General features: G+C 70.9%; 26 protein-coding genes. 13 read left to right on the top strand and 13 right to left on the bottom strand.

Annotated elements, in window-relative coordinates; genetic code table 11:
- Positions 1-4: 4 nt before the first annotated feature.
- Both DFJ68_RS06570 and DFJ68_RS06565 read right to left on the bottom strand, forming a co-directional pair.
- On the bottom strand, positions 5-1,069 hold the full coding sequence (locus tag DFJ68_RS06570; protein WP_121032037.1) for an ATP-dependent DNA ligase: 1,065 nt from the start codon (positions 1,067-1,069) through the stop codon (positions 5-7).
- A 42-nt stretch (positions 1,070-1,111) separates the two neighbouring features.
- On the bottom strand, positions 1,112-2,194 hold the full coding sequence (locus DFJ68_RS06565) for a DNA polymerase domain-containing protein (protein WP_121032036.1): 1,083 nt from the start codon (positions 2,192-2,194) through the stop codon (positions 1,112-1,114).
- Positions 2,195-2,287: 93 nt separating this feature from the next.
- On the opposite strand from DFJ68_RS06565, the gene msrB reads away from it, so the two are divergent.
- The 3 genes from msrB (at position 2,288) to DFJ68_RS06550 (ending at position 3,717) form a co-directional block, all read left to right on the top strand.
- The gene (gene msrB / locus DFJ68_RS06560; RefSeq protein WP_121032034.1) at positions 2,288-2,713 is read left to right on the top strand and encodes a peptide-methionine (R)-S-oxide reductase MsrB; all 426 of its coding nucleotides are present in this window, start codon (positions 2,288-2,290) and stop codon (positions 2,711-2,713) included.
- An 84-nt stretch (positions 2,714-2,797) separates the two neighbouring features.
- Positions 2,798-3,250, top strand: a complete 453-nt coding sequence (locus DFJ68_RS06555; RefSeq protein ID WP_170165712.1) for a DUF1707 SHOCT-like domain-containing protein — start codon at positions 2,798-2,800, stop codon at positions 3,248-3,250.
- On the top strand, positions 3,247-3,717 hold the full coding sequence (locus DFJ68_RS06550; RefSeq protein ID WP_121032030.1) for a DUF1707 SHOCT-like domain-containing protein: 471 nt from the start codon (positions 3,247-3,249) through the stop codon (positions 3,715-3,717). The genes DFJ68_RS06555 and DFJ68_RS06550 overlap by 4 nt, the downstream gene beginning before the upstream one ends.
- Before the next feature lie 24 nt (positions 3,718-3,741).
- On the opposite strand, the gene DFJ68_RS06545 is transcribed toward DFJ68_RS06550, so the two are convergent.
- Positions 3,742-4,128, bottom strand: coding sequence for a type II toxin-antitoxin system VapC family toxin (locus DFJ68_RS06545; RefSeq protein WP_245963508.1), 387 nt, complete (start codon positions 4,126-4,128; stop codon positions 3,742-3,744).
- A 2-nt stretch (positions 4,129-4,130) separates the two neighbouring features.
- A complete protein-coding gene (locus DFJ68_RS06540; protein WP_121032026.1) occupies positions 4,131-4,358 on the bottom strand; it encodes a FitA-like ribbon-helix-helix domain-containing protein in 228 nt (75 codons plus the stop codon).
- Between the two features lie 385 nt (positions 4,359-4,743).
- On the opposite strand from DFJ68_RS06540, the gene DFJ68_RS06535 reads away from it, so the two are divergent.
- Positions 4,744-5,238 carry a SigE family RNA polymerase sigma factor gene (locus DFJ68_RS06535; RefSeq protein WP_245963507.1) on the top strand — a complete coding sequence of 165 codons (495 nt, stop codon included), beginning with the start codon at positions 4,744-4,746 and terminating at the stop codon, positions 5,236-5,238.
- Positions 5,235-6,038 carry a hypothetical protein gene (locus DFJ68_RS18090; RefSeq protein WP_147431522.1) on the top strand — a complete coding sequence of 268 codons (804 nt, stop codon included), beginning with the start codon at positions 5,235-5,237 and terminating at the stop codon, positions 6,036-6,038. Before DFJ68_RS06535 ends, DFJ68_RS18090 begins: the two co-directional genes overlap by 4 nt.
- A 542-nt stretch (positions 6,039-6,580) precedes the next feature.
- Here the strand turns inward: DFJ68_RS18090 and DFJ68_RS06520 are convergent.
- Positions 6,581-6,940 carry a hypothetical protein gene (locus DFJ68_RS06520; protein WP_211333280.1) on the bottom strand — a complete coding sequence of 120 codons (360 nt, stop codon included), beginning with the start codon at positions 6,938-6,940 and terminating at the stop codon, positions 6,581-6,583.
- 723 nt (positions 6,941-7,663) lie between these two features.
- Between DFJ68_RS06520 and DFJ68_RS06510 the strand changes: the two genes are divergently transcribed.
- The 3 genes from DFJ68_RS06510 (at position 7,664) to DFJ68_RS06500 (ending at position 10,143) form a co-directional block, all read left to right on the top strand.
- Positions 7,664-8,164, top strand: a complete 501-nt coding sequence (locus DFJ68_RS06510) for a DUF5063 domain-containing protein (protein ID WP_170165711.1) — start codon at positions 7,664-7,666, stop codon at positions 8,162-8,164.
- A 67-nt stretch (positions 8,165-8,231) separates the two neighbouring features.
- Positions 8,232-9,377 (top strand): hypothetical protein, encoded by a 1,146-nt coding sequence (locus DFJ68_RS06505; protein WP_147431520.1) that lies wholly within the window; start codon positions 8,232-8,234, stop codon positions 9,375-9,377.
- A gap of 163 nt (positions 9,378-9,540) precedes the next feature.
- The gene (locus DFJ68_RS06500) at positions 9,541-10,143 is read left to right on the top strand and encodes a hypothetical protein (protein ID WP_121032009.1); all 603 of its coding nucleotides are present in this window, start codon (positions 9,541-9,543) and stop codon (positions 10,141-10,143) included.
- Between the two features lie 596 nt (positions 10,144-10,739).
- Here the strand turns inward: DFJ68_RS06500 and hemQ are convergent.
- From hemQ to hemE, 5 genes are read right to left on the bottom strand one after another with little or no spacing between them, the layout of a single operon-like run.
- On the bottom strand, positions 10,740-11,441 hold the full coding sequence (hemQ, locus tag DFJ68_RS06495) for a hydrogen peroxide-dependent heme synthase (RefSeq protein ID WP_121032007.1): 702 nt from the start codon (positions 11,439-11,441) through the stop codon (positions 10,740-10,742).
- A 2-nt stretch (positions 11,442-11,443) separates the two neighbouring features.
- The gene (hemG, locus tag DFJ68_RS06490; RefSeq protein WP_121032005.1) at positions 11,444-12,886 is read right to left on the bottom strand and encodes a protoporphyrinogen oxidase; all 1,443 of its coding nucleotides are present in this window, start codon (positions 12,884-12,886) and stop codon (positions 11,444-11,446) included.
- The gene (locus DFJ68_RS06485) at positions 12,883-13,311 is read right to left on the bottom strand and encodes a DUF3224 domain-containing protein (protein ID WP_121035155.1); all 429 of its coding nucleotides are present in this window, start codon (positions 13,309-13,311) and stop codon (positions 12,883-12,885) included. Before DFJ68_RS06485 ends, hemG begins: the two co-directional genes overlap by 4 nt.
- A gap of 39 nt (positions 13,312-13,350) precedes the next feature.
- Positions 13,351-15,066 (bottom strand): murein biosynthesis integral membrane protein MurJ, encoded by a 1,716-nt coding sequence (murJ, locus tag DFJ68_RS06480; RefSeq protein ID WP_121035154.1) that lies wholly within the window; start codon positions 15,064-15,066, stop codon positions 13,351-13,353.
- Positions 15,063-16,127 carry a uroporphyrinogen decarboxylase gene (gene hemE / locus DFJ68_RS06475; RefSeq protein WP_121032003.1) on the bottom strand — a complete coding sequence of 355 codons (1,065 nt, stop codon included), beginning with the start codon at positions 16,125-16,127 and terminating at the stop codon, positions 15,063-15,065. Before hemE ends, murJ begins: the two co-directional genes overlap by 4 nt.
- A gap of 92 nt (positions 16,128-16,219) precedes the next feature.
- Here hemE and DFJ68_RS06470 point away from each other — a divergent pair, with 92 nt between their 5' ends.
- The 5 genes from DFJ68_RS06470 to DFJ68_RS06450 all read left to right on the top strand — a co-directional run bounded on the left by DFJ68_RS06470 (position 16,220) and on the right by DFJ68_RS06450 (position 23,362).
- Positions 16,220-16,801, top strand: coding sequence for a DUF3000 domain-containing protein (locus DFJ68_RS06470; RefSeq protein ID WP_245963506.1), 582 nt, complete (start codon positions 16,220-16,222; stop codon positions 16,799-16,801).
- Complete coding sequence (locus tag DFJ68_RS06465; protein ID WP_338067409.1) at positions 16,798-18,180, top strand: HRDC domain-containing protein; 1,383 nt, start codon at positions 16,798-16,800, stop codon at positions 18,178-18,180. The genes DFJ68_RS06470 and DFJ68_RS06465 overlap by 4 nt, the downstream gene beginning before the upstream one ends.
- Before the next feature lie 108 nt (positions 18,181-18,288).
- Positions 18,289-19,527, top strand: a complete 1,239-nt coding sequence (locus DFJ68_RS06460) for a thiolase family protein (protein ID WP_121031998.1) — start codon at positions 18,289-18,291, stop codon at positions 19,525-19,527.
- The gene (locus DFJ68_RS06455; RefSeq protein ID WP_121031997.1) at positions 19,524-21,659 is read left to right on the top strand and encodes a 3-hydroxyacyl-CoA dehydrogenase NAD-binding domain-containing protein; all 2,136 of its coding nucleotides are present in this window, start codon (positions 19,524-19,526) and stop codon (positions 21,657-21,659) included. Before DFJ68_RS06460 ends, DFJ68_RS06455 begins: the two co-directional genes overlap by 4 nt.
- Positions 21,660-21,832: 173 nt before the next feature.
- Positions 21,833-23,362, top strand: coding sequence for a helix-turn-helix domain-containing protein (locus DFJ68_RS06450; RefSeq protein ID WP_121031995.1), 1,530 nt, complete (start codon positions 21,833-21,835; stop codon positions 23,360-23,362).
- A 98-nt stretch (positions 23,363-23,460) separates the two neighbouring features.
- Here the strand turns inward: DFJ68_RS06450 and DFJ68_RS06445 are convergent, their stop codons facing one another.
- The 3 genes from DFJ68_RS06445 to DFJ68_RS06435 form a co-directional block, all read right to left on the bottom strand.
- Positions 23,461-23,778 (bottom strand): hypothetical protein, encoded by a 318-nt coding sequence (locus tag DFJ68_RS06445; RefSeq protein ID WP_121031993.1) that lies wholly within the window; start codon positions 23,776-23,778, stop codon positions 23,461-23,463.
- 59 nt (positions 23,779-23,837) lie between these two features.
- Entirely contained in the window at positions 23,838-25,703 is a 1,866-nt protein-coding gene (gene dxs, locus DFJ68_RS06440) for a 1-deoxy-D-xylulose-5-phosphate synthase (RefSeq protein ID WP_121031991.1), read from the bottom strand.
- Between the two features lie 142 nt (positions 25,704-25,845).
- Positions 25,846-26,214 carry a hypothetical protein gene (locus tag DFJ68_RS06435; protein WP_121031989.1) on the bottom strand — a complete coding sequence of 123 codons (369 nt, stop codon included), beginning with the start codon at positions 26,212-26,214 and terminating at the stop codon, positions 25,846-25,848.
- Between the last annotated feature and the right edge of the window lie 2 nt (positions 26,215-26,216).

Here is a 26,216-nt window from a genome sequence, read left to right as displayed (position 1 = left end):
GACCTCAGCCAGCGCCGAGGATGTCGGCGAGGTCGTAGCGCACGGGCTCCTCGAGCTGCGCGTAGGTGCACGAGCGGGGGTCACGGTCCGGCCGCCACCGGTTCCACTGCGCCATGTGGCGGAACCGCTCGCCCTCCATGTGCTCGTAGCGCACCTCGATGACCCGCTCGGGGCGCAGGGGCGTGAACGAGAGGTCTTTGCCCGCGTTCCAGCGGCTCGTCTCGGAGCTGCGCGGCGTGCGGGTCCCCTCCTCCTGGCGCCCCCATGCCCACGGGTGCTCGTCGAACGTCGCGACGAGGGGCTGCAGCTCGGTGAAGAGCTCGCGGCGACGGGCCATCGGGAACGAGCCGATGACCCCGACCGAGGCGAGCGTTCCCTGCTCGTCGTACAGGCCGAGCAGCAGCGAGCCGATGGCGTCGGGGCCGCTCTTGTGGACCCGGTAGCCGGCGAGCACGCAGTCGGCGGTGCGCTCGTGCTTGACCTTGCTCATGGTGCGCTTGTCGGGCTCGTAGGTGCCGCCGAGCGGCTTGGCGACGATGCCGTCGAGGCCGGCCCCCTCGAACTGCTCGAACCACTCGGTGGCGGTGGCCGGGTCGCGGGTGGCGGGGGTGAGGTGCACGGGGGGCCTGGCTCCGGCCAGCGCGTCCTCGAGCATCGACCGCCGCACCGAGAAGGGCTCGCCGCTGAGGTCGCGGTCGTCGAGGGCGACGAGGTCGAAGGCGATGAAGGAGGCCGGCGTCTGCTGCGAGAGCATCGTCACGCGGCTGACAGCCGGGTGGATGCGCTGCGAGAGCACCTCGAACTCGAGCCGCTCCCCCACGACGACGACGATCTCGCCGTCGACGACGCACCTCTCGGGCAGGTTGGACCGCACCGCCTCGACGACCTCGGGGAAGTACCGGGTCATCGGCTTGCCGTTGCGCGAGCCGATCTCGACCTCGTCGCCGTCACGGAAGATGATGGAGCGGAAGCCGTCCCACTTCGGCTCGTAGCTGAGCTCGCCGGTCGGCATGCCCTTGACGGCCTTGGCCAGCATCGGGGCGAGCGGCGGCATCACGGGCAGGTCCATGGCCTCATTGTGCCGGGCGGGCCCCCAGCCGTCGCGGCCGCGCTACTCCTGCACCCGGTTGCCGTCGGCGTCCCAGTGCTCGGCGACCTTCTTGCTCGGCTGCACCCGGGGCGGCTCGCCCGGCTGCTTCGGGTAGTCGGGCGGCCAGTTGAGCTCGCCGCCGGGCAGGTCCTCCCACAGGGCGAGCAGCGGCTCGATGGAGTGGGCCTGCTCGTCGATGTCGGCCCACGGGTCGCCGTCGGCGAGCCGCTCGGGCACCGTCACGAGGTTGAGCTCGGCGGGGTCGCGCACCTCGGCCAGACCCTCCCACGTCAGTGGGGTGCTGACGGGCGCGCACGGGCGGGCGCGCAGGCTCCAGGCCCCGGCGATGGTGCGGTCGCGCAGGTTCTGGTTGTAGTCGAGGAACAGGCGGGTGCCGCGTTCCTCCTTCCACCAGGCCGTCGTCACGCCGTCGTCGCGTCGCTCCAGCTCGCGGCCGAGGCCGATGGCGGCGTGGCGCACGTCGTCGAAGTCCCACCGCGGCTCGATGCGCACGTAGACGTGCACGCCGCGGTTGCCGCTCGTCTTGGGGTAGCCCCGCAGACCGTGCTCCTCGAGCAGCTCGCGCAGCACCGCCGCGACCCTCTGTGCGTCGGCGAAGCCGGTACCGGGCTGGGGGTCGAGGTCGATGCGCAGCTCGTCGGGGTGGTCGACGTCCGGTCGGCGGACCGGCCACGGGTGCAGGGTGAGCGCGCCCATCTGCGCGGCCCAGACGAGGGATGCCGTCTCGGTCGGGCAGAGCTCGTCGGCCTCCCGGCCGCTCGGGAACCGGATGCGCACGGTCTCGACGTAGTCGGGCGCGCCCCGCGGCAGCCGCTTCTGGTAGAACCCGTCGCCCTCGCGGTCCTGCGGGCCCGTCGCGAGCCGCATCCCCTCTCGCCACCCGTCGGGCCAGCGCTCCATGGCGGTCGGCCGATCGCCCACGGCGCGCATCATGGCGTCGCCGACGGTCGCGAAGTACTCGCAGACCTCCAGCTTGGTCACGGCCGGCGTGCGGTCGGTGGCCTCGTAGACGACCCGGTCGGGGCTCGAGACCCGCACCTCGCGGTCTCCGGCCGTGACGGTGGCGGCGGGGGCTTTGGCCATGACGCCACCCTAGGGGCGGGCGGCGACACCGCACCGGTACCAGCCAGGGTCCATGGCGGGCACAAAGCGGGGCCGGCCGGCGTTGAAGGCTGCATGAGCGACCAGACCAAGGGCAAGACGTACGCCGTCGACAAGACCGACGAGCAGTGGCGGGCCGAGCTGACCCCGGCGGAGTACCAGGTGCTGCGCCAGGCCGGCACCGAGCCCGCGTTCCGCGGCGAGTACACCGACACCAAGACCAAGGGCGTCTACAGCTGCCGCGCCTGTGGCGCCGAGCTGTTTCGCAGCGACACGAAGTTCGAGTCGCACTGCGGGTGGCCGTCGTTCTACTCCCCGTTGGCCGGTGACTCGGTCGAGTACATCGAGGACCGCGCCTTCGGCATGAAGCGCGTCGAGGTGCGGTGCGCGACCTGTGGCTCCCACCTCGGCCACGTCTTCGAGGGCGAGGGCTACGGCACCCCGACCGACCAGCGCTACTGCATCAACAGCATCTCGGTGCGCCTCACCCCTGACGAGTGAGCCCGCGCCGCTGACGTGAATGGCACCCCGGACCCATGACAGATGTCGTGGGTCCGGTGTCGTGTCGGCTCCTACCGTCGTGCCATGAGCAACGACCACGACACCCGCGCCAGCAGCACCGACCGATCGCAGGCCCTCGAGGCGCTCGCCGCGCACCGCGCCGCCGGCCGTCTCGACGCCTTCGAGTACGAGGACCGTCGCGGCCGTGCCGGTGACGCCGACTGGCGCAGCGAGCTCGACGCCCTCTTCACCGACCTCCCCCCGCTCGCCGGGGTCGGCGCCACCACCCACACCGACGAGGATGCCGGTCGGTCGGCCTGCGTCGGCCTGCTGCAGCGCCCCTACGCCTGGGTGCCGCTCGTCGCGACGGCCCTCTTCTTCTTCACCCACCAGTGGGTGTGGTTCCTGCTCATCCCCGCCTCGACGATGCTTGCCGGGCGGCTCGGCTCGCAGGGGCGTCACGACCTGCGCGCCGACGGTTCGCCCTGGGTGTCGCGACGTGGCCGTCGTCGTGGGTGTCCTACCGTCAAGTCATGAGCGACGAGCGCGACGTCCGGGTCGGATCGGCGGAGCGGGAGGCGGCCCTCCAGGCCCTCGCCGCACACCACGAGGCCGGGCGCCTCGACGCCGACGAGTACGAGGACCGCCGCGGCCGCACCGGTGACGCCGTCCTGCGCCGTGACCTCGACCGGCTCTTCGTCGACCTTCCGCCTCTCGATGGCACGGGTGCCGGCGGCCCTCGCCTCGGCGAGACGGCCACCGGCACGCGGAGCACGGACCCGACCACCGCCTCTCCTCTCGACGGGACGAACCGGATGGCCCGGCGCGCCCAGCGCCGGGCCGAGCGCGGCTACGGCTCGGCCCCCACGCGGCGTTGGCGCGGCGTCGTCGCCCTGGCCCCGTTCGTGGCCCTCGGCCTCTTCCTCTGGACCGACAAGTGGTGGGTCTTCCTGCTCGTCCCGGTCACGGCGATCATCGTGGGCATGCGGAACCAGGACGGCTGACCCCATCCTCGTTTGCGCCTGACGTCAGTGGGTTCGTGCGACGAGCCTGACCTCCGCCGTGTGGCCATCGGAAGCGAGCTTGCTGTCGCAGGTGTACAGAGGCACGTCCAACGCCTCCGCCAAGGCGACGTAGGAGGCGTCGTAGGCCGTGAACCGATGGCGGAGTTGCCAGACGCGCTCGGCATGAGGATCCAGCCCGTGTCGAGTGATTCTGAAGGCGAAATGGTCAAGCCGGGCTTGCTGGGCCACGGGAGGGGCGAGTTTGCGGCCGAGCTCAAGGCCGCGCAGCACGGAGAGCACCTCCACGTCCAAGAGGTGAGGTGCGTCTAGGTCCCCCGCCAGCACCGACAGCAACTGGGCGTCGACGTCACGACCGACCAGAGCCTCGACCATCGCCGAGGCGTCGATCACGATCACCGTCTGCCGGCCTGGACCACCTCGAGGATCTCGTCGGCGGTGGGTCCGCCGGACCTGTCGCGCTCCCGCAGTCGGGCCACGATCTGCGCATTCGTCGGTCGGGTCGCGATCTTCGTCAACTCGGCGCCGACAAAGGCTGACAGAGACTTTCCCTCCGCCGCGGCTCGCTCTTTGAGTATGTCGGCAACATCGTCCGAGACATCTCTGATGTACAAGGTCGTCATGACTCGATGCTAGCAATCCGCAAGCGCTACTTCGGGCGGCGGCGTCGGGCGACCGAAGCCGCCCCTCAACGCGGCAGAAGCGGAAGTCCACTTGCGTTGTCGATCGCGTCGCCGCGACGACGGGGCATCTACTCTGATCACGTCCCCGCCCTAGGTGCGATGGCTCCGGATGATCGCACCCTCCTTGGAGAGGGAGGCCGCCCGTTCAAGCCGGGCCGGGTCCGGGGGGTGCCCCGAAAGGGGCGCCTCCAAGCCGAGGCGAGAGACCGCCTCGCGGCAGTAGCGGACGTCTTGGGACGGTTCTGACGCCGAGCATCCTTTGGTGATCGGACACAACCTTGAGGCGCCTCACTCCGTTAGAGGGTCAAGAGGGAAGGGGGTGGGCGTGACTCGCGGTAGCGACGAGGAGTTCATCGCCTTCGTGTCCTCCTCCTCGCCTGGGTTACTACGGCTGGCGTGGATGCTCAGCGGCAGTGAAAGCACGGCGGAGGAGATGGTCCAAGACGCGCTGTCGAGGGTCTACCCGCGGTGGCAGTCGGTGAGCGCCTCGGCGCCCCTGGCCTATGCCAGACGGGTGCTGATCAACGTGAACATCGACCGGATCCGCGCACGTTCTCGTGAGGGGGTCACCGTTCACGGCGCGGTCCCGGAGCGCGGCGCGGTTTCCTCGGTCGTTGAAGACCGCGACCACGTTGTCCGGATGCTGCAGATCCTTCCCCCGCGCGAGCGTCAGGTCGTGGTCCTGCGGTGCTACGTCGGGCTCCCGGAACGTGAAGTGGCCGACCTGCTCGGTATCAGCCTCGGCAACGTCAAGGCAGCCGGCTCCAGAGGGCTGTCCAAGCTGCGAGGCCACCTGAAGAAAGTCGAGGCAAGGTCATGAACATCGAGAATCTTCTTGCCCAGGCAGAGCCCCGCTCGATGACCGTCAACCCAGAGCGGGTCCTGCAGGCGGGTAAGCGCCGACAACGCACCCTCCGGCTGCGCGCCGCGCTGCTCGGATCGGCTGCTGCGCTGGTCCTCGTTGCCATCGTCCTTGGCGGCGTCCACCTCCAAGGTGCAGCAAAGACCACCACCCCTGCCGCCGTTACTGCGACTGCGGCAGCGACGGTGTTGCCTGGAGGTACAGATGTGACGGTCCTGTCAGGTCCGCTCGAGACCACGCACACCGGGTCGGCGGCCATCGATCTCGGCCCTCGACCCGCAGAGGCCACCGGGGTCCAGGTCGAGTTCCGATGCCTGAGTGCGGGCGTTGTTCGCTTCCCTGACGGCAGCAGCGCTGCATGCGACGGCGAAGAGCCGAACGGTCCTGGCGGGCAGTTCCCAATGATGCAGCGGTTCACGCTGGCCGTAGGTCAGGACACCATCAGCTTCGAGGCCGCACCCGGGGTGCGGTGGGAGGTCCGTTCTCGGTACATCAACGAACGCGGCACCGAGTGGGAGACGAACGCGAACGGGCAGAGCTATGGCGTTCTGAAGGGCAACCGCGAACCTGATCTGCAGGCCGTCACGGCTACCAACGGCGCGTCCGGATACGTGTTCACCCGCGATCTCAACAACGTCGGGGGGCCGCCGCCGACGGACCTTGGTGACTCCGCCGTCCGACAACCCGTCAGCGCTGACATCCCGGTCTACGAGTCAGACGGAACCACCCGCATCGGCACCTTCCACGTCGGCAGCTAAGCCGGCGCACTCGCACCCAGACAGCGGCAAATGCGGACGTCCTGTCAGGCAAACTGAGAGACATGGAGATGCGTGCGACCGTAGAGGCGGTGGATGCGACTGTATGTGCGGCTCTCGCCGACACTCCTTGGAAGCGTGAGCCGACGGTGCGCCCACAGACCGGCGCTAATGTCGACCAATGGCCGTCCCGAGAGCACCGGCTGGTGTGGTGCGGTTCCTACGACGCTGTCCGCCGTCGCTACCACGACCTGCCTCAGTCTCACGGGAACGAACCCGGTGGGTGCGTAGACCTCTGGGTCCACATCGACGAAGAGGCAGCTCTCAGCGAAGTGGACTTCGAAGGGCTCTCCCTGTCGGAGACATTCCGACTGATGCATAGGCCCGCCGAGGCCGAGGAGGTCGACGCTCTGCTCGGGCGTCCCGCCGACGTCGTCGCCCCCCGGTTGGCGCGACACCTTGTCGATGTTTTGAGCGACGCATCGGCGACTGGACGCTGACTCACAGCGGCAGATGAGGACTCGCACGATACGTGCCGCGGTGACTCAGGATGAGCCCTGCACGAGCACGACCGCCGCAACTGTTGCGGTGACCAAGACCGCAATGAGGCCAATGACGCGCCGGCGCACCAGGTGCTCCTTGCCCGCTGGCCACAGGTGAACGATCTCGTCCATGAGCAACGCTGGTCGGCCTCCCGTCCCGAGGCAGGCCGCACTGAAGACGGCGATCAGTCCCCAGCGGTCTTCCGGGTCAGCGAAGATCGCGACGGCGACAGCAGGAACGAACCAGAAACCCGCAATGAGCAGTCGTTCACCAAGCTCACTCTTGCGAAGTTCCGGCTCGCGGAACGTCAGTCCGGACGTCACCAGCGTCACCCCGAACATGACCACTAGCGACGTCGTCATCGGCCCTGACGACCTAAGAGGATCACGCGCGAAGTGTCGCATTCCCCGGAAAAGAGCGTCATCCAAGCTCACCGGTGATGCGCCGGCCATCGTGGCCAGGCGCCCTTCCACGCGGCAAGTCGGACGAGCGTAGCCGCCCTCCACGCGGCATGAGCGGTAGGTGCCTCACCGCTGGAAAACGAGCGAACAGGTGTGGCAGCGACCGCGGCGGCAGCACGTGTTGCGGGTCGAGCGTGACCAACTAAGCGGCCCGTGACACCGAAAACGTGGCAGCGCAGGGTTAAAGCCCTGCTCCACCGACACTGCTCGATTCAGCATCGAAGATCAGCCGAGGTCCTCACCGTCGCGCCGCGGTTCATCCACGAAGGCTTTGAGACTGGGCGGGTGGGGCAGAGGGCGCCGAGGGACCATGGCGCCAGACGACCCGTCATCCTCATCGGGGCCGAAGTAGTACACCTGCGTCCGCGCTCGAGTGATCAGCCTGACGCCCTCCGGCAACTTTCGCGATGCCTTGTCCACCAGCACTCCGCTCCCGCACGTCTGGTCACTCAAGTTACCGGCGATGGGCACATCCGTCGTAGGGCATGGCTCGCCACAAGGCGGCGCTCAGGTCGCGGCATGCCAGGTGCGGCCTCTGAGCCACGATGATCGGACGCAGTCCGGAGAGCGGCATGAGCGGTCGTCATCCGCACGCTCACAGCCGACATGACGAAGGATGGGCCCATGCCGCCACCGTCAGAACCCCTAGAGGCATTCGTCGAAGTTGCCCGCTCCTACTGCGGTCTCATTGAGCAGGTCGAGACCCTTTCGCGCGATACGGTCCTCGACCGTCTGGCGGTCTTGCTGCCCCGGTTGCTCGAACTCGCCGTGCAACTCCCGTCCGACGAGCCCTCGACAGATGTGGACGCGGGAGAAGTCAGCTACGGGGCGTGGCGGGAGCGGTTTGTCGCGGTGAACCACACACTTGGAGACCTCGGGGACTACTGGACTTCCATGGACGTCGGCGGCGATCAAGAGCCTGAGGTCGTCAACCTGCCTCTCGCCGATGACCTGGCTGACATCTGGCGCGACCTGCGCGGCGGCCTTTCGCTCGTGGACGTTCCGGAGACGGTCGTCGACGCGGTGTGGGAGTGGCGATTCAACTTCGAGATTCATTGGGGTGCCCACGCCGTCGAGGCCTTGCGCGCGGTCCACGCGGCACGAACGCACTCGCCTAGGGATTGACCTATGCGCGGCATGAGCGGATGTCCGCTTGGGCCTGCTGGGGCCTCGTATGACTCATACTGCGGCTGTGAGTGTGGGCGTGCGAGGGGCGTGGTTGTGGCCCGATGGTGGGCGGGTCGGTCGTCCCTGGCTTGCCGGTTCCATCGGTGGCGACGCCTTGGCCAAGGCGGGCGCGGTCGTTGCGGCCCAACTGCGGATCTTGCTTGTCTCGCACGAGGTTCGGCTACGGTCTTCTCTCGTTCAGGTCCTGATTGCCGACGAGGTTGAAGCACCCGAGGCCCTGGAGCTGACCGTGTTCGATGAGCTGATGGAAGGCGGCGAATCCGGGGGAGTAGCCGTGCCGGATGCCGTTGCCGGGCTGAGTGTCGAGCAGCGGTGGTGGTTGGCCTTCACGGTGCTGCGCCGCGCCTGCGAGGAGCTGGCTCCGCTGGCTGGTGAGGACCCGGGACCGTGGCCGCTGTTGGCAGCAGAGATGTTGGCGCGCGGCCCCGTCGAGCGGCTCGTCAGTCGGTGGAAGGCTGCCCCTGACCGCCGACACCGGGCGCGGCTGGTGACCGAGGTCCGGGTGGGCGCGCCGGACGAGACGTGGATCGAGATCGCCCGACGCGGCCAGGACGAGCCGATCGGACGAAGTCGCAAGGTGCATGCCGGCGTCTCTCGCCGCGGGCCGGACGCACCAACGTGGCAGGGAGCCGGCAGCGCCACGATGGCCTTGGCCGTAGACCTGGGCGGGTTCCAGCTGAGCCACACGCTTCTGATCGCCGACCTCGACAGCCTTGAGCCAGTGAACCCGTTCGACGCGCTGGCGCTGACCACCGAGCCGCAGGTACCGGCAGTCCGGGTCGTGCATTTCAGCACGAGTGACCCGTCGCGCCCGGCCGACGTCGAGCTCGGCTGGATCAACGGGGAGCCGTGGCGACTCTCGCGGGAGCACCAGCGGGCCTGGAGGACCGTGGGCCTGGCGCGGCTGCCTGAAGTGAAGCAGTGGTGGGCCGCGTCCGGGATGGCGACCCTGAACATCTCGGCGGTGTGCATGCCTGAGGCCACCCGGCCATCGAGCGGCCTGGACGGGCGAGACCTGTGGGTCGAGGTCCCTCTGCACCCACAAGTAAACGCTCACCCCGAGCCCGAACAAGCCGTGCTCGATGCGCTGCAGTCCGCGGTGCGTGTGGCGGCTCGACGAGCGAAGATCGCGCCCCTGACGCTGACCTGACAGCGCAGCTGAGAGAACGTTCCGAGGCTGCGCGTCAGGGCGGCACAATCGTTCCTAATACGGCAGTAGCGCGCGTTTGTACGCGTATCGAAGTCGGAGCGGTGGGGCGTCGGTCTGGGCGGTGCATGCCCATCCGGAGCGGAGCATCTGAGAACATTTAGACGTGACAGGGCGTGCTTTCGGGTTGACCCCGGCTGAGCGCGACCTCCGTACGTCGGGGGGATTCACCACCTTCGGAGAGGGTGGCCAGAGCAAGACGCCGGTCACGTACCTCGACTTCACCATGGCTGGGGCGTCGGTGTTCACGATGTTGGTCGAGCATGCGCCTGCGGATCTCGATTTCGTCGGGGTCATTCAGGAGGCGTGGCCAAACGAGAGTGTGGCCGCGATCAAGCGACTGCTGGGTGATGCCCCTGGCGATCTACCGGACGGCCGCGTCTCTCTGTACACCTGCCCCGAATGTGGTGATCTCGGATGCGGTGCGGTGACTGCCCGGCTCATCTTTGATGCTGACGTGGTCACGTGGCAGGCGATCGGTCATCAGACCGACTACGACGAGGCTGCGTCCGCGCTTGGGAACGACGTTACGTTCCCCGACCTCGTGTTCGACCGAGCGTCATATGAGCATGTGCTCCGTCAGGAGATGATCCGGATCGAACCCAGTATCGAGGGGTTTGAGTACCCGTACCAGCGCGAGAGGCGAGAGCGACGGGAGCGGTGGGAGCGACGAGCACGGTTGTTCAGACGCATGTTTCGCCCTGGCTGACACTCGCCTCACCAGGGCGGCGGTCACGGCAGAGTCGGGCGTCCGCCATCAGCGATGAGGCTGGTTCTGGCACTCTTTCTGCCATGGGCCTACTTCTCGCCGTCGGAGGAGATAGATCACCACAGGCGGCATTTCTCGCCAGCCGGGAACGGCTCTGTCGGTGAAGTGGCAGCCCATGCGGCGCGGGGAGCTGATCGCGTGGGGGGTGTTCTTCTTCGCGCAACCAGCCCCAGTGGTCTTTTGGCTCGCAGAGGTCCTCCAAGACACGGGGGAGGCAACCGGCCGGCTATGGCTGCCGTGGGTTGTCGCAGTTGTCGACGCACTCGGGATGGGGGTGGCGGCGTGGAGGTTTCACGTGACTCGTCATCCTCCGGATCCGTCGGGCCGCTACGCGCGAAGGCACCAGTCGTAGTCGTCCGCTATTCGGCATGAGGGTGAAAGCCGACTGGCGTGAGGTCGCGATGCGATGACTGCCTAGGCTGCACCCAGCTGCAGCTTTCGCCAGCCGCAAAGTGTGCGTGCCCGAGCCGGGCTCCACGTCATACCGCTTACGCCGCAGGCGCCTGCACGGTCGACGTGTTCCGCCCCGGGCGGACTCAGCGCAGCGAGCGCACGAGCTGACCGGCATCCACCTTGGGGCCGGTGTAGAACGGGATCTCCTCGCGGACGTGGCGACGGGCCCGGGACGCGCGGAGGTCACGCATGAGGTCGACGATGCGGTGCAGCTCGTCGGCCTCGAAGGCGAGCATCCACTCGTAGTCGCCCAGGGCGAACGAGGCGATCGTGTTGGCGCGCACGTCGGGGTAGTCGCGGGCCATCTGGCCGTGCTCGCGCAGCAGGTCGCGACGCTCGCCGTCGTCGAGCAGGTACCACTCGTACGAACGGACGAAGGGGTAGACGCAGACGTAGCGGCGGGCCGTCTCGTCGGCCATGAACGCCGGGATGTGGCTCTTGTTGAACTCGGCCGGGCGGTGCAGCGCCGCCGAGCTCCACACGGGGCTCAGGTGGCTGCCGAGCTCGGTGCGCAGCAGGCCGTGGTACGCCTGCTGCAGCGCCTCGATGGTCTCGGCGTGCCACCACACCATGACGTCCGCGTCGCCCCGCAGGCCGGCCACGTCGTAGAGGCCGCGCACGACGACGCCCGACTGCTCGACCTCGGCGAGGAAGGTCTCCAGCTCGCCGGCGAGCTTGTCGCGGTCGTCGCCGAGCGGCTCGCCCACGGCGAAGACCGACCACATGCAGTACCGGATGGTGTCGTTGATCTCGCGCATGCGGGCGGGGGTCAGCTTGTCGCTCATGGTCACATCATCCCAAGCGGTCCGGGCTGCTCGCGCACGGCCTCCCCGGGCGCCGCCAGCTGCTCGAGCACTGCCCGGGCGGCGGCCCGCCCGCTCGCGACGCACGCGGGGATGCCGACACCGTCGTAGGCCGCGCCGCACACGTGCACGCCGGGCAGAGGCGCCCGGGCGACCTCGACGCGCTGCCGGTGACCGACCTCGTACTGCGGCAGGGCCCCACCCCACCGCTGCACGTGCACGTCGACCGGCTCGGGCAGCCGCCGGCCGAGCACCGTCGCGATGTCGCCCAGGGCCACGTCGACCAGCTCGGCGTCGGACCGTTGCAGCACGTGCTCCTCGCGAGCGCGGCCGACGGAGGCCCGCAGGACCGTCCTGCCCGGGTGCGCCTGCGCCAGCCACGGCCACTTGACACTGCTGAACGTGGAGGCCTTGATCGTCAGCGGCTCGGTGGGCGGTACGAGGAAGCCGCTGCCCTCGAGCAGGTCGGTCGGCTTCCCCTCGAGGGCGAGGGTGACGAGAGCGAGCGAGGCGTACCGGATGCCGGCCAGCGCGGTCGCCGCGCCAGGGGCCTCCTTGCGCAGCAGCCGGGACGTCGCGGCCGCCGGCGTGGCCAGCACCACGGCGTCGACGACGTGGTCCACCTCGTCGGTCGTCGGCCCGGTGACGAGCACGAGCTCGTCGCCCCGGCGGGTCAGGCGCCGCACCGTCGTCGACGTGCGCACCTCCACCCCCTTGGCCCGAAGAGCGTCGACCACGAGACCGGGCAGGGTGCCGAGTCCGCCCACGAGAGAGGCGAACACGGGCGCTGGCGTGTCGGTGGTGGCGGTCGCCGAGGCGGCCTTCGCCGCCACCCGGGCCGTCGCGACGAGGGACCGCCCCTCGCGCGCGGCGGCCGCCAGTGCCGGTACGGCCAGCTCGGCCGAGATTTCGCGCGAGTGGCCGGCGTAGACCCCGGCGAGCAGGGGTTCGACGAGCTTGTCGGTGACGGCACGTCCGAGTCGGGCGTCGACGAGATCGCCGACGGACACGTCCCCGTGCACCGGTGAGATCCGTTCTGCGGCAGCGCGGTCGGCCTCCTCGTCGGTGAGCAGCCCACGCACGCGGTCGATCTCGGACGGGACTCCCATCAAGGTTCCCGACGGCATCGGCCACCGCCGCCCGCCGGAGACGATCGAGGCCGAGACCCGGGCGGGGTGCGTGATGCGGTCGCCGGCGCCGACCTCGGTGGCGAGGGCGACGCCCTCCGGCCGCCGGGCCAGCATCGACTCCGCCCCGACGTCGAGGGTCACTCCCCCGACCGTGGCGAGGGCGAGCTTGCCGCCGACGGCAGGGGCGGCGTCGAAGACGGTCACCTCGAGGGACCCCACGGCATCCGGGTGGCTGACCAGCTCCCACGCGGCGGCGAGCCCGCTGATGCCACCACCGACGACGGCGACGCGCCTCACTCGGCCCGCCGCGGCGCGTCGTCCGGGATGGCGTAGTCGAACGTCATGTGGTGCGCGCCCTCGTCGTCGATCGTGAGCGAGACGGTACCCGAGATGCCCACCAGCGCCCCCGTGCCACTGCCCCGGACGATGAGGCCGTACTCGTCGGCTCGGTCCTGGCCACTCGTCGACGCCGCGTGGACGAAGTTGAAGCAGCCGGTACGCCCCTCGACGGCTCCCTCGAAGGACTCGAGGGCGACGTAGGTACCCACCCCGCTCGCCTGGTCGAAGGCGGAGGTGAATTGCGTGACGCTCCTCCCCGCGACCTCGCCGGTGTAGACCTTGCGCATCCGGAGGTGGCCGGTGGGCAGGGCGGTCGTCACGTCGGGGACGAAGTCGGTGACCTCGAAGTCGGATGTCGTGAAGGTGGCACTGGCGGTTGGCATGCCCATGACGCTACTCGCCGGCGTCGCGGCCCTGCGGGGTCAGCCGGCGACGCGCGAGCGCACCATGGCGGTGAGCTGGCGCACCTCGCGCACCTTCAGGGCGTGCGCGACGAGCAGGTAGACCACGACGAGCACGAGCCCCACGAGGCCGATCTCGACGGCGCTGGCGAACATGCGGCGCAGCACGGACGCCCCCGACTCGACCGAGCCGACGGTGAAGGGCTCGACGACCATCGTGGCGCCCCAGGCGACGAGACCGGCGACGGCGGCAGCGACCCCGATGCGGGCCACGGTGTCGACGACGACCGTCAGCCCGAGAGTGCCGAGACGACGTCGCAGCAGCATGAGCCCGGTGCCCGAGCTGATCACGTTGCCGACGGTCTGGCCCATGGCCATGATGCCGATGGCCGCGACGGGGCTGAAGCGCAGCGTCAGCAGGGCGGCCACGGCGCTCGTGCCGGTGAGCAGCACCTGCATGAGCACGGTCGGGCGGCCGTCCTCGAGGGCGAAGAACATGCGGTAGCAGAGCAGGTCGACGCCGAACGGCACGATGCCGAGGATCATGATGACGAGCGTCGCGGCGGCGACGTCGACCGAGCGCTGGTCGATCCCGGGGTTGAGCAGCGCCACGACCGGGCGCGAGAGCACCATGACCCCGACCATGACCGGCACGGTCGCGACGAGCGGCATGACGAGACCGGTACGGAAGTCGCGCCCCAGCTGCTCGCGGTCACCGTCGGCGGCGGCCCTGGAGAACCGCGGGAACAGCGCGGTGATGACGGACACCGTGATGAAGGCGTGCGGCAGCATGAACAGGGTGAAGGCGATGCCGGATGCCGCGGGACCGCGCGCGACCTCGCCCAGCCCGATCTCCTTGGCCTCCGCGGTGGCCCGGTTCAGCGTGCCCTGCGAGATGAAGAAGCCGAGCTGCGAGACGGCGAGGCCCGTGAAGGCCCAGAGCGCGAGGCGGCTGACACCGCCGAGTCCGACGCCGCGCAGCCCCCAGCGCGGCCGGTAGCGGAACCCGGTGCGGCGCAGGGCCGGCACGAGCCACAGCGCCTGCACGACGACCGACAGCGTCGCCGACCCGGCGAAGAGCCAGATCATGCCGGGCGTCCACTGCGTCGGCTCGAGCGGCGCCCCGGGCGGGCTGCCCGGGCGGGGGCCGGGCTTGGGATGCACGACGAGGAAGGTGAGCAGCCCGAGCACCGCGACGACGTTGGCGACGAAGGGAGCCCAGGCGAAGGCCCCGAACCGCCCGCGGGCGTTGAGGATCTGGCCCAGCAGGGCGAAGAGTCCGTAGAAGAAGATCTGCGGCAGGCAGATGAGCGAGAAGGCGATCGCGAGGCGCTTGAAGTCGGGGCTCTGCTCGCCGGCGAGCAGGGTGACGAAGAGCCCGGCGCCCGCCATGACGACCGCGGTGATGACGGCCATGCCGACGAGCGCGACCGTGATGACGCGGTCGGTGAACTCCTGCCCGCCGTCGTCGAGCTTCATCGCGCGGGCCAGGGCCGGGATGAGAACGGCGTTGAGGATGCCGCCCGCCGCCAGCACGTAGAGCACGTTCGGCAGGGTGTTCGCGATCGAGAAGGCGTCGCCCGCGAGCCCGGCCCCGACGATGGCGGTGAGCAGCCCGTTGCGCACGACACCGAGCACCCTCGAGGCCACCGACCCGCCGAACATGGTCAGGCTGGAGCGGGCGACCGACGGGCTGGTCGCCGCCGCGGTCTCGTTACTCGACGCGGTCGTCGTCATGAGCGGGTGGAGCACTCGTGCACGAGCGCCGTCACCCGCGTCAGCACGTCGGGGTCGACGTCGGGCAGCACGCCGTGGCCGAGGTTGAAGATGTGGCCCGGCGCCTGCCGACCCTCTTCGACGATCTCGCGCACCCGGCGCTCGAGCGCCGGCCAGGGCGCGAAGAGCAGGGCCGGGTCGAGGTTGCCCTGCACCGCGTAGGACGGGCCGAGCCGACGCGTGGCGTCGGACAGCGACACCCGGAAGTCGACGCCCACGACGTCGGCACCCGCCTCCCCCATGAGGTCGAGCAGCTCGCCGGTGCCGACACCGAAGTGGATGCGCGGCACGTCGAGGTCGTCCACGGCCGCGAGCGCGGCCGCCGAGTGACGCTGCACGTGGGCCACGTAGTCGGCACGCGAGAGCGCCCCGACCCACGAGTCGAACAGCTGCACCGCGCTCGCGCCGGCCGACGCCTGCACCCGCAGGAAGGCGCCGGAGATCTGGGCCAGCCGGGCGCACAGGTCGGCCCACAGCTCGGGGTCGCCGTGCATGAGGGCCTTGGTGCGCTCGTGGTTCTTCGACGGGCCGCCCTCGACGAGATAGGACGCCAGCGTGAAGGGGGCGCCGGCGAACCCGATGAGCGGGGTCGGGCCGAGCTCACGCGTCAGCTGCTCGACGGCATCCGTGATGTAGGGGACGTGGTCGGGCGTCAGCTCGGGCAGGCGGTCGAGGTCGGCGCGGGTGCGCACCGGGGCGGCCACGACGGGCCCGACGCCCGGGACGATGTCGAGGTCGACCCCCACGGCCTTGAGCGGGACGACGATGTCGCTGAAGAAGATGGCGGCGTCGACCCCGTGCCGGCGCACCGGCTGCAGGGTGATCTCGGTGACGAGCTCGGGGCGCATGCACGACTCGAGCATCGGGATGCCCTCGCGCACGGCGCGGTACTCGGGCAGCGAGCGCCCGGCCTGCCGCATGAACCAGACCGGCGTGCGACCGACGTCCTGCCGCCGGGCCGCCCTGACGAGGTCGCTGTCTCTGGTCAGGTCACGCGGGGTCGTCGGGGCTGTCGTCGGCACCGGTCCATGGTGCCACGTCGGCGTGTCGCGCCCGGACGCGCCGTCGGCGCGCCCTGAGGACAGATCGCGCCGCCCCGGCTTATCGTCGTCGGGTGCACACGAGAACGATGCCGGGCCACGGCGCGGTGTTCGCCAGGACGCTGTCGTCGCTGCGCGACGTCCGGCTCCGGGCCGAGGTGCGCCTGACCGAGGTGCCCGCGCCGACGCGCATCGCGCCCCACGCGGCCGCCCTCACCGCCGACGTCATCGACCCGACCGACCCCGACGAGGACCTCGCCACCGGTCGTTTCGTGCTGCTGCACGACCCCTCCTGTCCCGAGGCCTGGGAGGGTGCCTGGCGCATCGTCACCTTCGCCCGGGCCGAGCTCGAGCCCGAGCTCGCCGGTGACCCCATGCTCGGGGCCGTCGGCTGGTCGTGGCTCACCGAGTCGCTCGCGGCGCGAGACCTCACGTGGGCGGCCGAGGCCGGCACCGTGACCCGCGTCGTCTCCGAGAGCTTCGCCGGTCTGGCCGAGCGCGAGGCGAGCGTCGAGATGGAGATCCGCGCCTCGTGGTCGCCCGCCGAGGGTGCGGTCACCGACCACCTGCGCGCCTGGGCCGACATGCTGTGCACGGTCGGCGGCATCCCGCCCCTCCCCGACGGCGTCGTCCCGCTGCCGGGGCAGCGCCGGTGACCGAACCCGCCGCCCGTCCCGTCGCCCTCGAACCCGACGTCGCCGAGCCCGTCATCGACTCAGTCGAGCCGGATGCCGGTCAGCCGGGCGCCGAACACTCCGCTGGGTCGGGTGCCGCGTCGGCCGCCGAGGCCGAGCCGGTCGCCCAGTCGCTCACCCCACCGCTCGTCGCCCTGACCCACCCGCGCGACGGCGTACCCGACGTCGTCTCGACCGAGCGCGGCCTCGACGAGGTCGCCCGCCGCATCCGGGAGGGTCACGGCCCGATCGGGGTCGACGCCGAGCGCGCCTCGGGCTACCGGTACGGGCAGCGCGCCTACCTCGTGCAGCTGCGCCGTGAGGGCTCCGGCAGCTTCCTCATCGACCCCATCACGTGCCCCGACCTCAGCCCGGTACAGGACGCGATCGGCGACGCCGAGTGGATCCTGCACGCGGCGACCCAGGACCTCCCCTGCCTCACCGAGGTGAACCTCCGCCCCAAGGCGCTGTTCGACACCGAGCTGGGCGGCCGCCTCGCCGGACTCCCCCGCGTCGGCCTCGGCGCGATGGTCGAGCACTACCTCGGGCTGTCACTCGCCAAGGAGCACTCGGCCGTCGACTGGTCGACCCGGCCGCTGCCCGAGCCGTGGCTGCTCTACGCCGCCCTCGACGTCGAGGTGCTCGGCCGCCTGCGTGACGCCGTCGCCGCCGACCTGCAGGCGCAGGGCAAGGCCGCCTGGGCGGCCGAGGAGTTCGAGAGCCTGCTCGGCTTCACCGGGCCCGAGCCACGGGTCGACCCGTGGCGGCGGACGTCCGGCATGCACAAGGTGCGGGGGCGCCGTGGCCTCGCGGTCGTGCACGAGCTCTGGCTCGAGCGCGACCGCATCGCCCGTGACCGCGACGTCGCGCCGGGCCGGGTCGTGCCCGACGCCGCCATCAGCGAGATCGCCATCGCCAACCAGCGCGCGACGAAGCCACCACGGTCGCTGTCCTCCCCCGACGGGCGTCTGGCCCGGTCCATCCGGCGGCACCACGACGCCCTGCTCGCGGCCCTCACCCGGGCGCTCGAGCTGCCGGAGTCCGACCTGCCCCCGCTCACGCTGCCGCCCTCCGGCCCGCCGCCGATCAAGGCCTGGGCCGACCGCGACCCGGTGGCCGCCGCCCGGGTGGCCCGCGCGCGCGAGCTGCTCACCGCCGTCAGCGGCGAGCTCGCCGTGCCGGTCGAGAACCTGCTGACACCCGACCTGCTGCGCCGTTTCCTCTGGGACGGACCGGCCGCCCCGACGACCGACGACGTCGCCGCCGCGCTGCAGGCGCTCGGTGCCCGGCGTTGGCAGACGACGATCACGGCGCCGCTCATCTCGCTCGCCTGCCGCGAGCACCCGGTGCTCGCGGGCTGACACCCCGGCGGTGTGACGACCGCCACGACGGGCGCGGACGGGTGCGACCGGCATCCAAGTTACCGAGAAGTAGGATGCCGGTGTCCGCCCGTCGTCATTGGAGGCACCGTGCCCCGTCCGCTCTCAGAGGTCGTCTTCGTCGACGGCGTCCGCACCCCCTTCGGCAAGGCGGGTGAGAAGGGCATGTACGCCCAGACCCGCGCCGACGACCTCGTCGTGCGCTGCATCCGCGAGCTGCTGCACCGACACCCGTCCCTGCCGAAGGAGCGCGTCGAGGAGGTGGCGGTCGCCGCCACGACCCAGATCGGTGACCAGGGCCTGACCCTGGGGCGCACGGCCGCGCTTCTGGCCGGCCTGCCGAACACGACGCCCGGCTACTCTGTCGACCGCATGTGCGCGGGCGCCATGACGGCCGTCACGACGACGGCGTCCTCGATCGCCTTCGGGGCGCTCGACGTCGCCATCGCCGGAGGCGTCGAGCACATGGGCCGCCACCCGATGGGCGAAGGCGTGGACCCCAACCCGCGCATCGTCGCCGAGCGCGTCGTCGACCCCGACGCCCTCGTCATGGGCAAGACCGCCGAGAACCTCCACGACCGCTTCCCGCACCTGACCAAGGAGCGCGCCGACGCCTTCGCCGTCGGCAGCCAGGACAAGCTCGCGAAGGCGTACGCCGACGGCCACATCCAGCCCGACCTCGTCACCGTGGCCACCCGGCACGCGGAGCAGGGCTGGGGGCTGGCCACCGTCGACGAGCCGCCGCGGCCCGGGACGACCGTCGACGACCTCGCCGCCCTCAAGACGCCGTTCCGGCCGCACGGCAACGTCACCGCCGGCAACGCCGCCGGGCTCAACGACGGCGCGACCGCCTGCCTGCTCGCGTCGGAGGAGGCCGCCGCCGAGCTGGGGCTGCCCGTGCGCATGCGCCTCGTCTCGTTCGCCTACGTCGGCGTCGAGCCCGAGGTCATGGGTGTCGGGCCGGTGCCCGCCACCGAGAAGGCACTGGCCAAGGCCGGTCTCGGCATCGAGGACATCGGCCTCTTCGAGCTCAACGAGGCCTTCGCCGTGCAGGTGCTCGCCTTCCTCGACCACTTCGGGATCGCCGACGACGACCCGCGCGTCAACGAGTACGGCGGCGCCATCGCGACCGGGCACCCGCTCGCCAGCTCGGGCGTGCGCCTGATGACCCAGCTGGCCCGCCAGTTCGAGGCGCACCCCGAGGTGCGGTACGGCCTCACCGCCATGTGCATCGGCATCGGCATGGGCGGCGCCGTCGTCTGGGAGAACCCGCACCACGAGGCCTACCGGGCCAGCACCGACTCCGACGCGAAGGAGGTCGTCGCGTGACCGCGACCACCGAGAAGCCCAGCAGCGCAACCGATTTTGCGACCGAGGTCGTCACCCACAGTCTGGTGCGCGACGTCGCGCTGCCCGGCGGTGCCGGCACGCTGGCGCTCATCACCCTCGACAACGGGCACGACCACACGCGACCCAACACGTTCGGCCCCGCGTCCCTCGCCGAGCTGGCGTCGGTGCTCGAGGCCCTGCACCGCCGGGCCGCCGCGGCCGAGATCACCGCGGTCGCGGTGACCGGCAAGCCGTTCGTCTTCGCCGTCGGGGCAGACCTGTCGGGCGTCCCCCACGTCACGGCGCGCGAGCAGGCGCTCGAGATCGCCCGGGCCGGGCACGCCGCCTTCGCCGCCTTCGAGGACCTGCCGGTGCCGACCTTCGCGTTCGTCAACGGCGCGGTCATGGGCGGCGGGCTCGAGCTCGCCCTCTCGGCGAGGTACCGCACGATGAGCGCCGGTGTCCCCGCCGTCGCGCTGCCCGAGGTCTTCCTCGGCCTCGTCCCCGGCTGGGGCGGCTGCTGGCGCCTGCCGAACCTCGTCGGCATCGAGCGGGCGCTCACCGTCGTCGTCGAGAACCCGCTGGCCCAGAACCGCATGCTCAAGGGGCCCGAGGCCCACCGCCTCGGCCTGTCGGACGTGCTGCTCGAGCCCGCCGACTTCATCGAGGAGTCGGTCGCGTGGGCCGCGCGCGTGCTCGGCGGCGAGGTCGTCGTCGAGCGACCCGGCGTCGACCGTGACGAGGCCGCCTGGTCCGCGGCCGTCGCCAAGGCCCGGGCGCTGGCCGACGCGAAGACCGGCCGTCAGGCGCGCAGCCCGTACGTCGCACTCGACCTGCTCGCCGCGGCTCGCACCGCGACCCGCGAGGAGGGTTTCGCCGCCGAGGACGACGCCCTGGCCGACCTCATCATGAGCGACGAGCTGCGCGCCGGGCTCTACGCCTTCGACCTCGTCCAGAAGCGGGCCAAGCGCCCCGCGGGTGCCCCGGACCGCTCCCTGGCCCGGACGGTGACCAAGGTCGGCATCGTCGGTGCCGGGCTCATGGCCGGGCAGCTGGCCCTGCTCGTGGTGCAGCGCCTGCAGGTGCCGGTCGTGCTGACCGACGTCGACGAGGCCAGGCTGGCCCAGGGCGTCGGCTACGTGCACGCCGAGCTCGAGAAGCTCGCCGGCAAGGGACGACTGTCCCCCGACCGGCTGCGTCGCCTGAGCCGGCTCGTCACGGGCTCGGTCGACAAGGCGGGCTTCGCCGACGCCGACCTGGTGATCGAGGCCGTTTTCGAGGAGATGGCCGTCAAGCAGCAGGTGTTCGCCGAGGTCGAGGCCGTCGTCGGCGCCGAGTGCGTCCTGGCGACCAACACCTCGAGCCTATCGGTGACCGAGATGGGCTCACGGCTCCAGCACCCCGAGCGGGTCGTCGGGCTGCACTTCTTCAACCCCGTCGCGGTCATGCCACTGCTCGAGGTGATCCCGGGCGAGCACACCGACGAGGCGACCCTCGCCACCGCCTTCGCCGTCGGCGCCTCCCTGCGCAAGACGTGCATCCGCGCGGCCGACCGGCCCAGCTTCGTCGTCAACCGCTTGCTCGGTCGCTTCATGGGCGAGGCCGCCCGCATCGTCGACGAGGGCACTCCCATCGAGGTCGTCGACCGGGCCTTCGCCGGCCTGGCCCCGATGCCGCCGTTCGTGCTCATCGGCCTCGTCGGACCGGCCATCGCCCTGCACAACGGCGAGACGCTCGTGCGGGCCTTCCCGGACCGGTTCTGGGCGTCGCCGACGCTCAAGCGGGTCGTCGAGTCGGGCCGTCGCGGCTTCTACGACCTCTCGTCGGGGCGCCCCGTGCTCGACCCCGAGGTGCTCGAGCTCGTCGAGACGCCGGCCGACCCGGTCGTGCTCGACGTGGCCGCGGTGCGCGAGCGGGTGCTCCGCGTGCTCGCCGACGAGGCGCGGCGGATGCTTGACGAGGGCGTCGTCGCCAGCCCCAAGGACCTCGACCTCGCCATGATCACCGGCGCCGGCTTCCAGTTCTGGAACGGCGGCCTCACGCCGCTGCTCGACCGTACCGGGGTCGCCGAGGCCGTCACCGGCACGCGCTTCCTCCCGCCGGGCGTGGCGCAGGTGGCCGCCCGCGGCTGAGGCGCTTGCCCCCGGGCCTCGACCACGACGTGAGGATGCCGGTGCGCTGACCGAGCGCACCGGCATCCTCGGCCGTTTCGCGGGTCACAGACCGTGGCACGACTGGTGACGAACCGGGCCACGTCGGGCGCGGCGATTCGTGGGTATCTCATATATGAGTTACATTCGTCGGCGTGACCCAGACCTACCTCACCCGTATCGGCGGTCTCATCCGCGACGCCCGGCGCCACAAGGGCATGACGCAGAACGACCTCGCCGAGCTGCTGGCCACCTCGCAGAGCGCGGTCGCGCGCATTGAGCAGGGGCGCCAGAACCTCAGCCTGGACATGCTGGCCAAGATCGGTGACGCGCTCGACTCCGAGTTCGTCAGCCTCGGCCACTCCGGCCCGCAGCACCTGCGCATCGTGGGCGGGCAGCGCCTGTCCGGCTCGATCGACGTCAAGACCTCGAAGAACGCGGCCGTCGCGCTGCTCTGCGCCTCGCTGCTCAACCGCGGCCGCACGACACTGCGCAACCTCGCGCGCATCGAGGAGGTCAACCGCATCCTCGAGGTGCTCGGCTCACTCGGGGTCAAGACCCGCTGGCTGCCCGACAGCAGCGACCTCGAGATCACGCCCCCGGCCCGCCTCGACCTCGACTCGATCGACGTCGCGGCCGCCCGCCGTACGCGCACGGTCATCATGTTCCTCGGTCCGCTGCTGCACGACTACGACGCATTCGAGCTGCCCTACGCCGGCGGCTGCGACCTCGGTACCCGCACCGTCGAGCCGCACCTGTCGGCGCTGCGCGCGTTCGGCCTCGAGGTCACGGCGACCCACGGGTTCTACGAGGCGCGCTCCGATCGCAGCGTCAACCCGCAGCGCGCGATCGTCCTCACCGAGCGCGGCGACACCGTGACCGAGAACGTCCTCATGGCAGCCGCGCGGTACGAGGGCACGACGGTCATCCGCAACGCCAGCCCGAACTACATGGTGCAGGACCTCTGCTTCTTCCTCGAGAAGCTCGGCGTGCGCATCGACGGCATCGGCACGACGACCCTGACGGTGCACGGCAAGGGCGTCATCGACATCGACGTCGAGTACTCCCCCAGCGAGGACCCGATCGAGGCCATGAGCCTGCTGGCCGCCGCCGTCGTCACCGACAGCGAGATCACCATCCGCCGGGTGCCGATCGAGTTCATCGAGATCGAGCTCTCGACCCTCGACGGCATGGGCATGAAGTACCGCCTCTCCGACGAGTACGTCTCGGCCAACGGCAAGACCCGCCTCGTCGACCTCACGACAATCTCGGGCCCGCTCAAGGCGCCGACCGACAAGATCCACCCGATGCCCTTCCCCGGCCTCAACATCGACAACCTGCCGTTCTTCGCGCTCATCGGCGCGGTGGCCGAGGGCAGCACGATGATCCATGACTGGGTGTACGAGAACCGGGCCATCTACCTCACCGAGCTGACCAAGGTCGGCGGGCGCGTGCAGCTGCTCGACCCGCACCGGGTCATCGTCGAGGGCCCGACGAAGTGGCGCGCGGCCGAGGTCGTCTGCCCGCCGGCCCTGCGGCCTGCCGTCGTCGTGCTGCTCGCGATGCTCGCCGCGCCGGGCACGTCGGTGCTGCGCAACGTCTACGTCATCAACCGCGGCTACGAGGACCTCGCCGAGCGCCTCAACAAGCTCGGCGCCACCATCGAGGTCTTCCGCGACATCTGAGTCACGGGCTCCGGTGCGCGATCAACTGGCGGATCAGCTGGCATCCGCTGTCGCTCTGACAGCACCCGACGCCAGCTGATCTGCCAGTTGACAGCGGCTCAGCGGTGGCGGTCGTTCACGGCCCAGGCCGCGACCGCGCTGACCGCGGCGACGGAGAGCACCGCGGGCCAGGCGCCGATGCGCTTGGCCAGCACGTGCGAGGCGCCGAAGCCGCCGAGGTAGACCGCCGACAGTCCGGCGGTCGCCGCCGGCCCGGACTGCGCGAGCCAGCTTCTCCCGGCGTAGAACCCGGCGAGGCCGAGCACGACGCCTCCGAGGGGCCGGATGCCGGTCTCTCTGGCGGCGAGGAACCCGCCGACGAGCCCGAGGGCGGCCAGGGGTGCGGTGTCGACGTGGGCGGGGTCGCGGAGCTCCATGAAGGCAACGCTACGTCGCCCACCTGCACGCCCCCTGGCTGCCCGGGCTCACCGACGGTTCAGAGGCGGGACTCGAGGTCCGTGACGAGCTGGTCGGCGGTGAGGCCGAGCTGCTCGAGCAGCTGGCCGCGCGACATGTGGTCGAGGAACCGCTTCGGGATGCCGTACGTGTGCACGGGCACCTGCACGCCCGCCTGCGACAGCGCGAGGGTCACCGCCGCGCCGACGCCGCCGCTGACGAGGTTGTCCTCGACGACGGCCACGGCAGAGGCCGCGCGCGCGAGGTCGACGACGTCGTCGCTGACCGGCAGCACCCACCGGGGGTCGACGACGCGGACGGTGCGACCGTGCGCGGCGATCTTCTCACCGGCATCCGTGGCGAGACCGGCGAAGGCACCGACCCCCACGACGAGCAGGTCGACGGCCTCGCCCTCGTTCTCGAAGAGGACGTCGACGTCGCCGTGACGGCGCACCGCGAGCAGCGGGTCGGCGACGTCGCCCTTGGGGAAGCGCAGCACGGTCGGGCCGTCGTCGACCTCGACGGCCTCACGCAGCTGGGCGCGCACCTGCTCGCCGTCACGCGGCGCCGCGAGCCGCAGCCCCGGCACCATCGAGGTCAGGGACATGTCCCACATGCCGTTGTGCGACGCACCGTCGCTGCCGGTCAGGCCCGCCCGGTCGAGCACGAACGTCACACCGGCGCGGTGCAGGGCGCAGTCCATGAGCAGCTGGTCAAAGGCGCGGTTGAGGAACGTCGCGTACACCGCGACGACCGGGTGCAGGCCGGCGTAGGCCAGGCCTGATGCCATCGTCACGGCGTGCTGCTCGGCGATGCCGACGTCGAAGACGCGGTCGGGGTGGGCGGCGGCGAACCCGTCGAGCCCGACCGGGATGAGCATCGCCGCGGTGATAGCGACGACATCGGGGCGCTCGTCACCGATGGCGACCATCTCGGCGTTGAACTCGTCGGTCCAGATGCGGCCGCCGACCTCGAACGGCAGCCCTGTCTCGGGGTTGATCTTGCCGACGCTGTGGAACTGGTCGGCGGCGTCGTCGATGGCCGGCTGGTAGCCGCGGCCCTTCTGGGTCAGCACGTGCACGATGACGGGCCCGCCGAACTCGCGGGCCTTGGCCAGGGTGCGCTCGAGCGTCTCGATGTCGTGACCGTCGACCGGCCCGACGTACTTGAGGCCGAGGTCCTCGAACATGCCCTGCGGGGCGACGATGTCCTTGATCCCCTTCTTGACGCCGTGCAGCGTCTCGAACATCGCCCCGCCGACGACGGGCGTGCGCGAGAGCGTCTGCTTGCCCCAGTCGAGCACGCGCTCGTAGCTGCGCGTCGTGCGCAGCGTCGCGAGGTGCTCGGCGAGACCACCGATCGTCGGGGCGTAGCTGCGCTCGTTGTCGTTGACGACGATGACGAGCGGGAGGTCCTTGTCGACGGCGATGTTGTTGATCGCCTCCCACGCCATGCCGCCGGTGAGCGCGCCGTCGCCGATGACGGCGACGGTGTGCCGGTCGCGCTCGCCCTTCAGCCGGCGCCCCTTGGCGATGCCGTCGGCCCACGACAGTGAGGTCGAGGCGTGCGAGTTCTCGACGACGTCGTGGTCGCTCTCGGCGCGGCTCGGGTACCCCGACAGCCCGCCCTGCTTCTTCAGCTTGGAGAAGTCCTGCCGCCCGGTGAGCAGCTTGTGCACGTACGACTGGTGACCGGTGTCGAAGACGATGACGTCGCGCGGGGAGTCGAACACCCGGTGCAGCGCGATCGTCAGCTCGACGACCCCGAGGTTGGGCCCGAGGTGCCCACCGGTCTTCGACACCTCCGTGACGAGGAACGTGCGGATCTCCTCGGCCAACGCGGGAAGCCGGCTCGGCTCCATCGCCTTGAGCCGCGCTGGGCTCGTGATCGTCTCGAGCAGGCTCACGCGTGCCTCGTCCTCTCCGCATCGGGTTGTCGGTCGAGTCTACGTGCCCAGCGCGCCACGACCCGCACGCCCGGCGTGCCGGTCGTGTGAGCACCCGGTGTCGACGGTGTCGGATGCCGGTCGTCCCGGTCCCCGTCGACGCTCAGAGCCGCGGGGCGAAGACCTTGCCCTGCAGCGCCTCGTGCAGCAGCCGAGCCGAGCGTGAGGCAGCCAGCAGCCGGATCCCCTCAGCCTCGATCTGGGCCAGGATCTCGGTCAGCGCCTCCGGCGGGACGTGCGGGCCGACCTCGACCCGGGCCTCGCGCCAGGCCTCGCGCATAGCCCCGACCTGGCCGTCGAGGTGGCGACGGGCCAACCAGGCGAGGGCGATCGGGTGCTTGCGCCACCCGCTGTAGCCCCGGTAGTCGGGCGGGCACACGTCGAGCAGCCACATCACGGCGCGGTCCTGCCAGCCCGGGGTGTGGGCCGGCGGGACCCCCTCGGGCCAGCCCGGTGGGACGTGCGCTGCCATGG

The sequence above is a fragment of the Terracoccus luteus genome, assembly GCF_003635045.1.
Lineage (GTDB): Bacteria > Actinomycetota > Actinomycetes > Actinomycetales > Dermatophilaceae > Terracoccus > Terracoccus luteus.
Note: the sequence above shows the minus strand (reverse complement) of the source record. Positions and strands in the feature narration are given on the sequence as shown.

Coding starts and splice junctions, on each gene's coding strand:
- DFJ68_RS06540 (WP_121032026.1), bottom strand. CDS start 4,358: ATGACGACCTTGTACATCAGAGATGTCTCGGACGATGTTGCCGACATA.
- DFJ68_RS06550 (WP_121032030.1), top strand. CDS start 3,247: ATGAGCGACGAGCGCGACGTCCGGGTCGGATCGGCGGAGCGGGAGGCG.
- DFJ68_RS06555 (WP_170165712.1), top strand. CDS start 2,798: ATGAGCAACGACCACGACACCCGCGCCAGCAGCACCGACCGATCGCAG.
- DFJ68_RS18090 (WP_147431522.1), top strand. CDS start 5,235: ATGAACATCGAGAATCTTCTTGCCCAGGCAGAGCCCCGCTCGATGACC.
- DFJ68_RS06510 (WP_170165711.1), top strand. CDS start 7,664: ATGCCGCCACCGTCAGAACCCCTAGAGGCATTCGTCGAAGTTGCCCGC.
- murJ (WP_121035154.1), bottom strand. CDS start 15,066: ATGACGACGACCGCGTCGAGTAACGAGACCGCGGCGGCGACCAGCCCG.
- DFJ68_RS06570 (WP_121032037.1), bottom strand. CDS start 1,069: ATGGACCTGCCCGTGATGCCGCCGCTCGCCCCGATGCTGGCCAAGGCC.
- DFJ68_RS06520 (WP_211333280.1), bottom strand. CDS start 6,940: ATGACGACGTCGCTAGTGGTCATGTTCGGGGTGACGCTGGTGACGTCC.
- DFJ68_RS06445 (WP_121031993.1), bottom strand. CDS start 23,778: ATGGAGCTCCGCGACCCCGCCCACGTCGACACCGCACCCCTGGCCGCC.
- DFJ68_RS06565 (WP_121032036.1), bottom strand. CDS start 2,194: ATGGCCAAAGCCCCCGCCGCCACCGTCACGGCCGGAGACCGCGAGGTG.
- msrB (WP_121032034.1), top strand. CDS start 2,288: ATGAGCGACCAGACCAAGGGCAAGACGTACGCCGTCGACAAGACCGAC.
- DFJ68_RS06435 (WP_121031989.1), bottom strand. CDS start 26,214: ATGGCAGCGCACGTCCCACCGGGCTGGCCCGAGGGGGTCCCGCCGGCC.
- hemQ (WP_121032007.1), bottom strand. CDS start 11,441: ATGAGCGACAAGCTGACCCCCGCCCGCATGCGCGAGATCAACGACACC.
- DFJ68_RS06485 (WP_121035155.1), bottom strand. CDS start 13,311: ATGCCAACCGCCAGTGCCACCTTCACGACATCCGACTTCGAGGTCACC.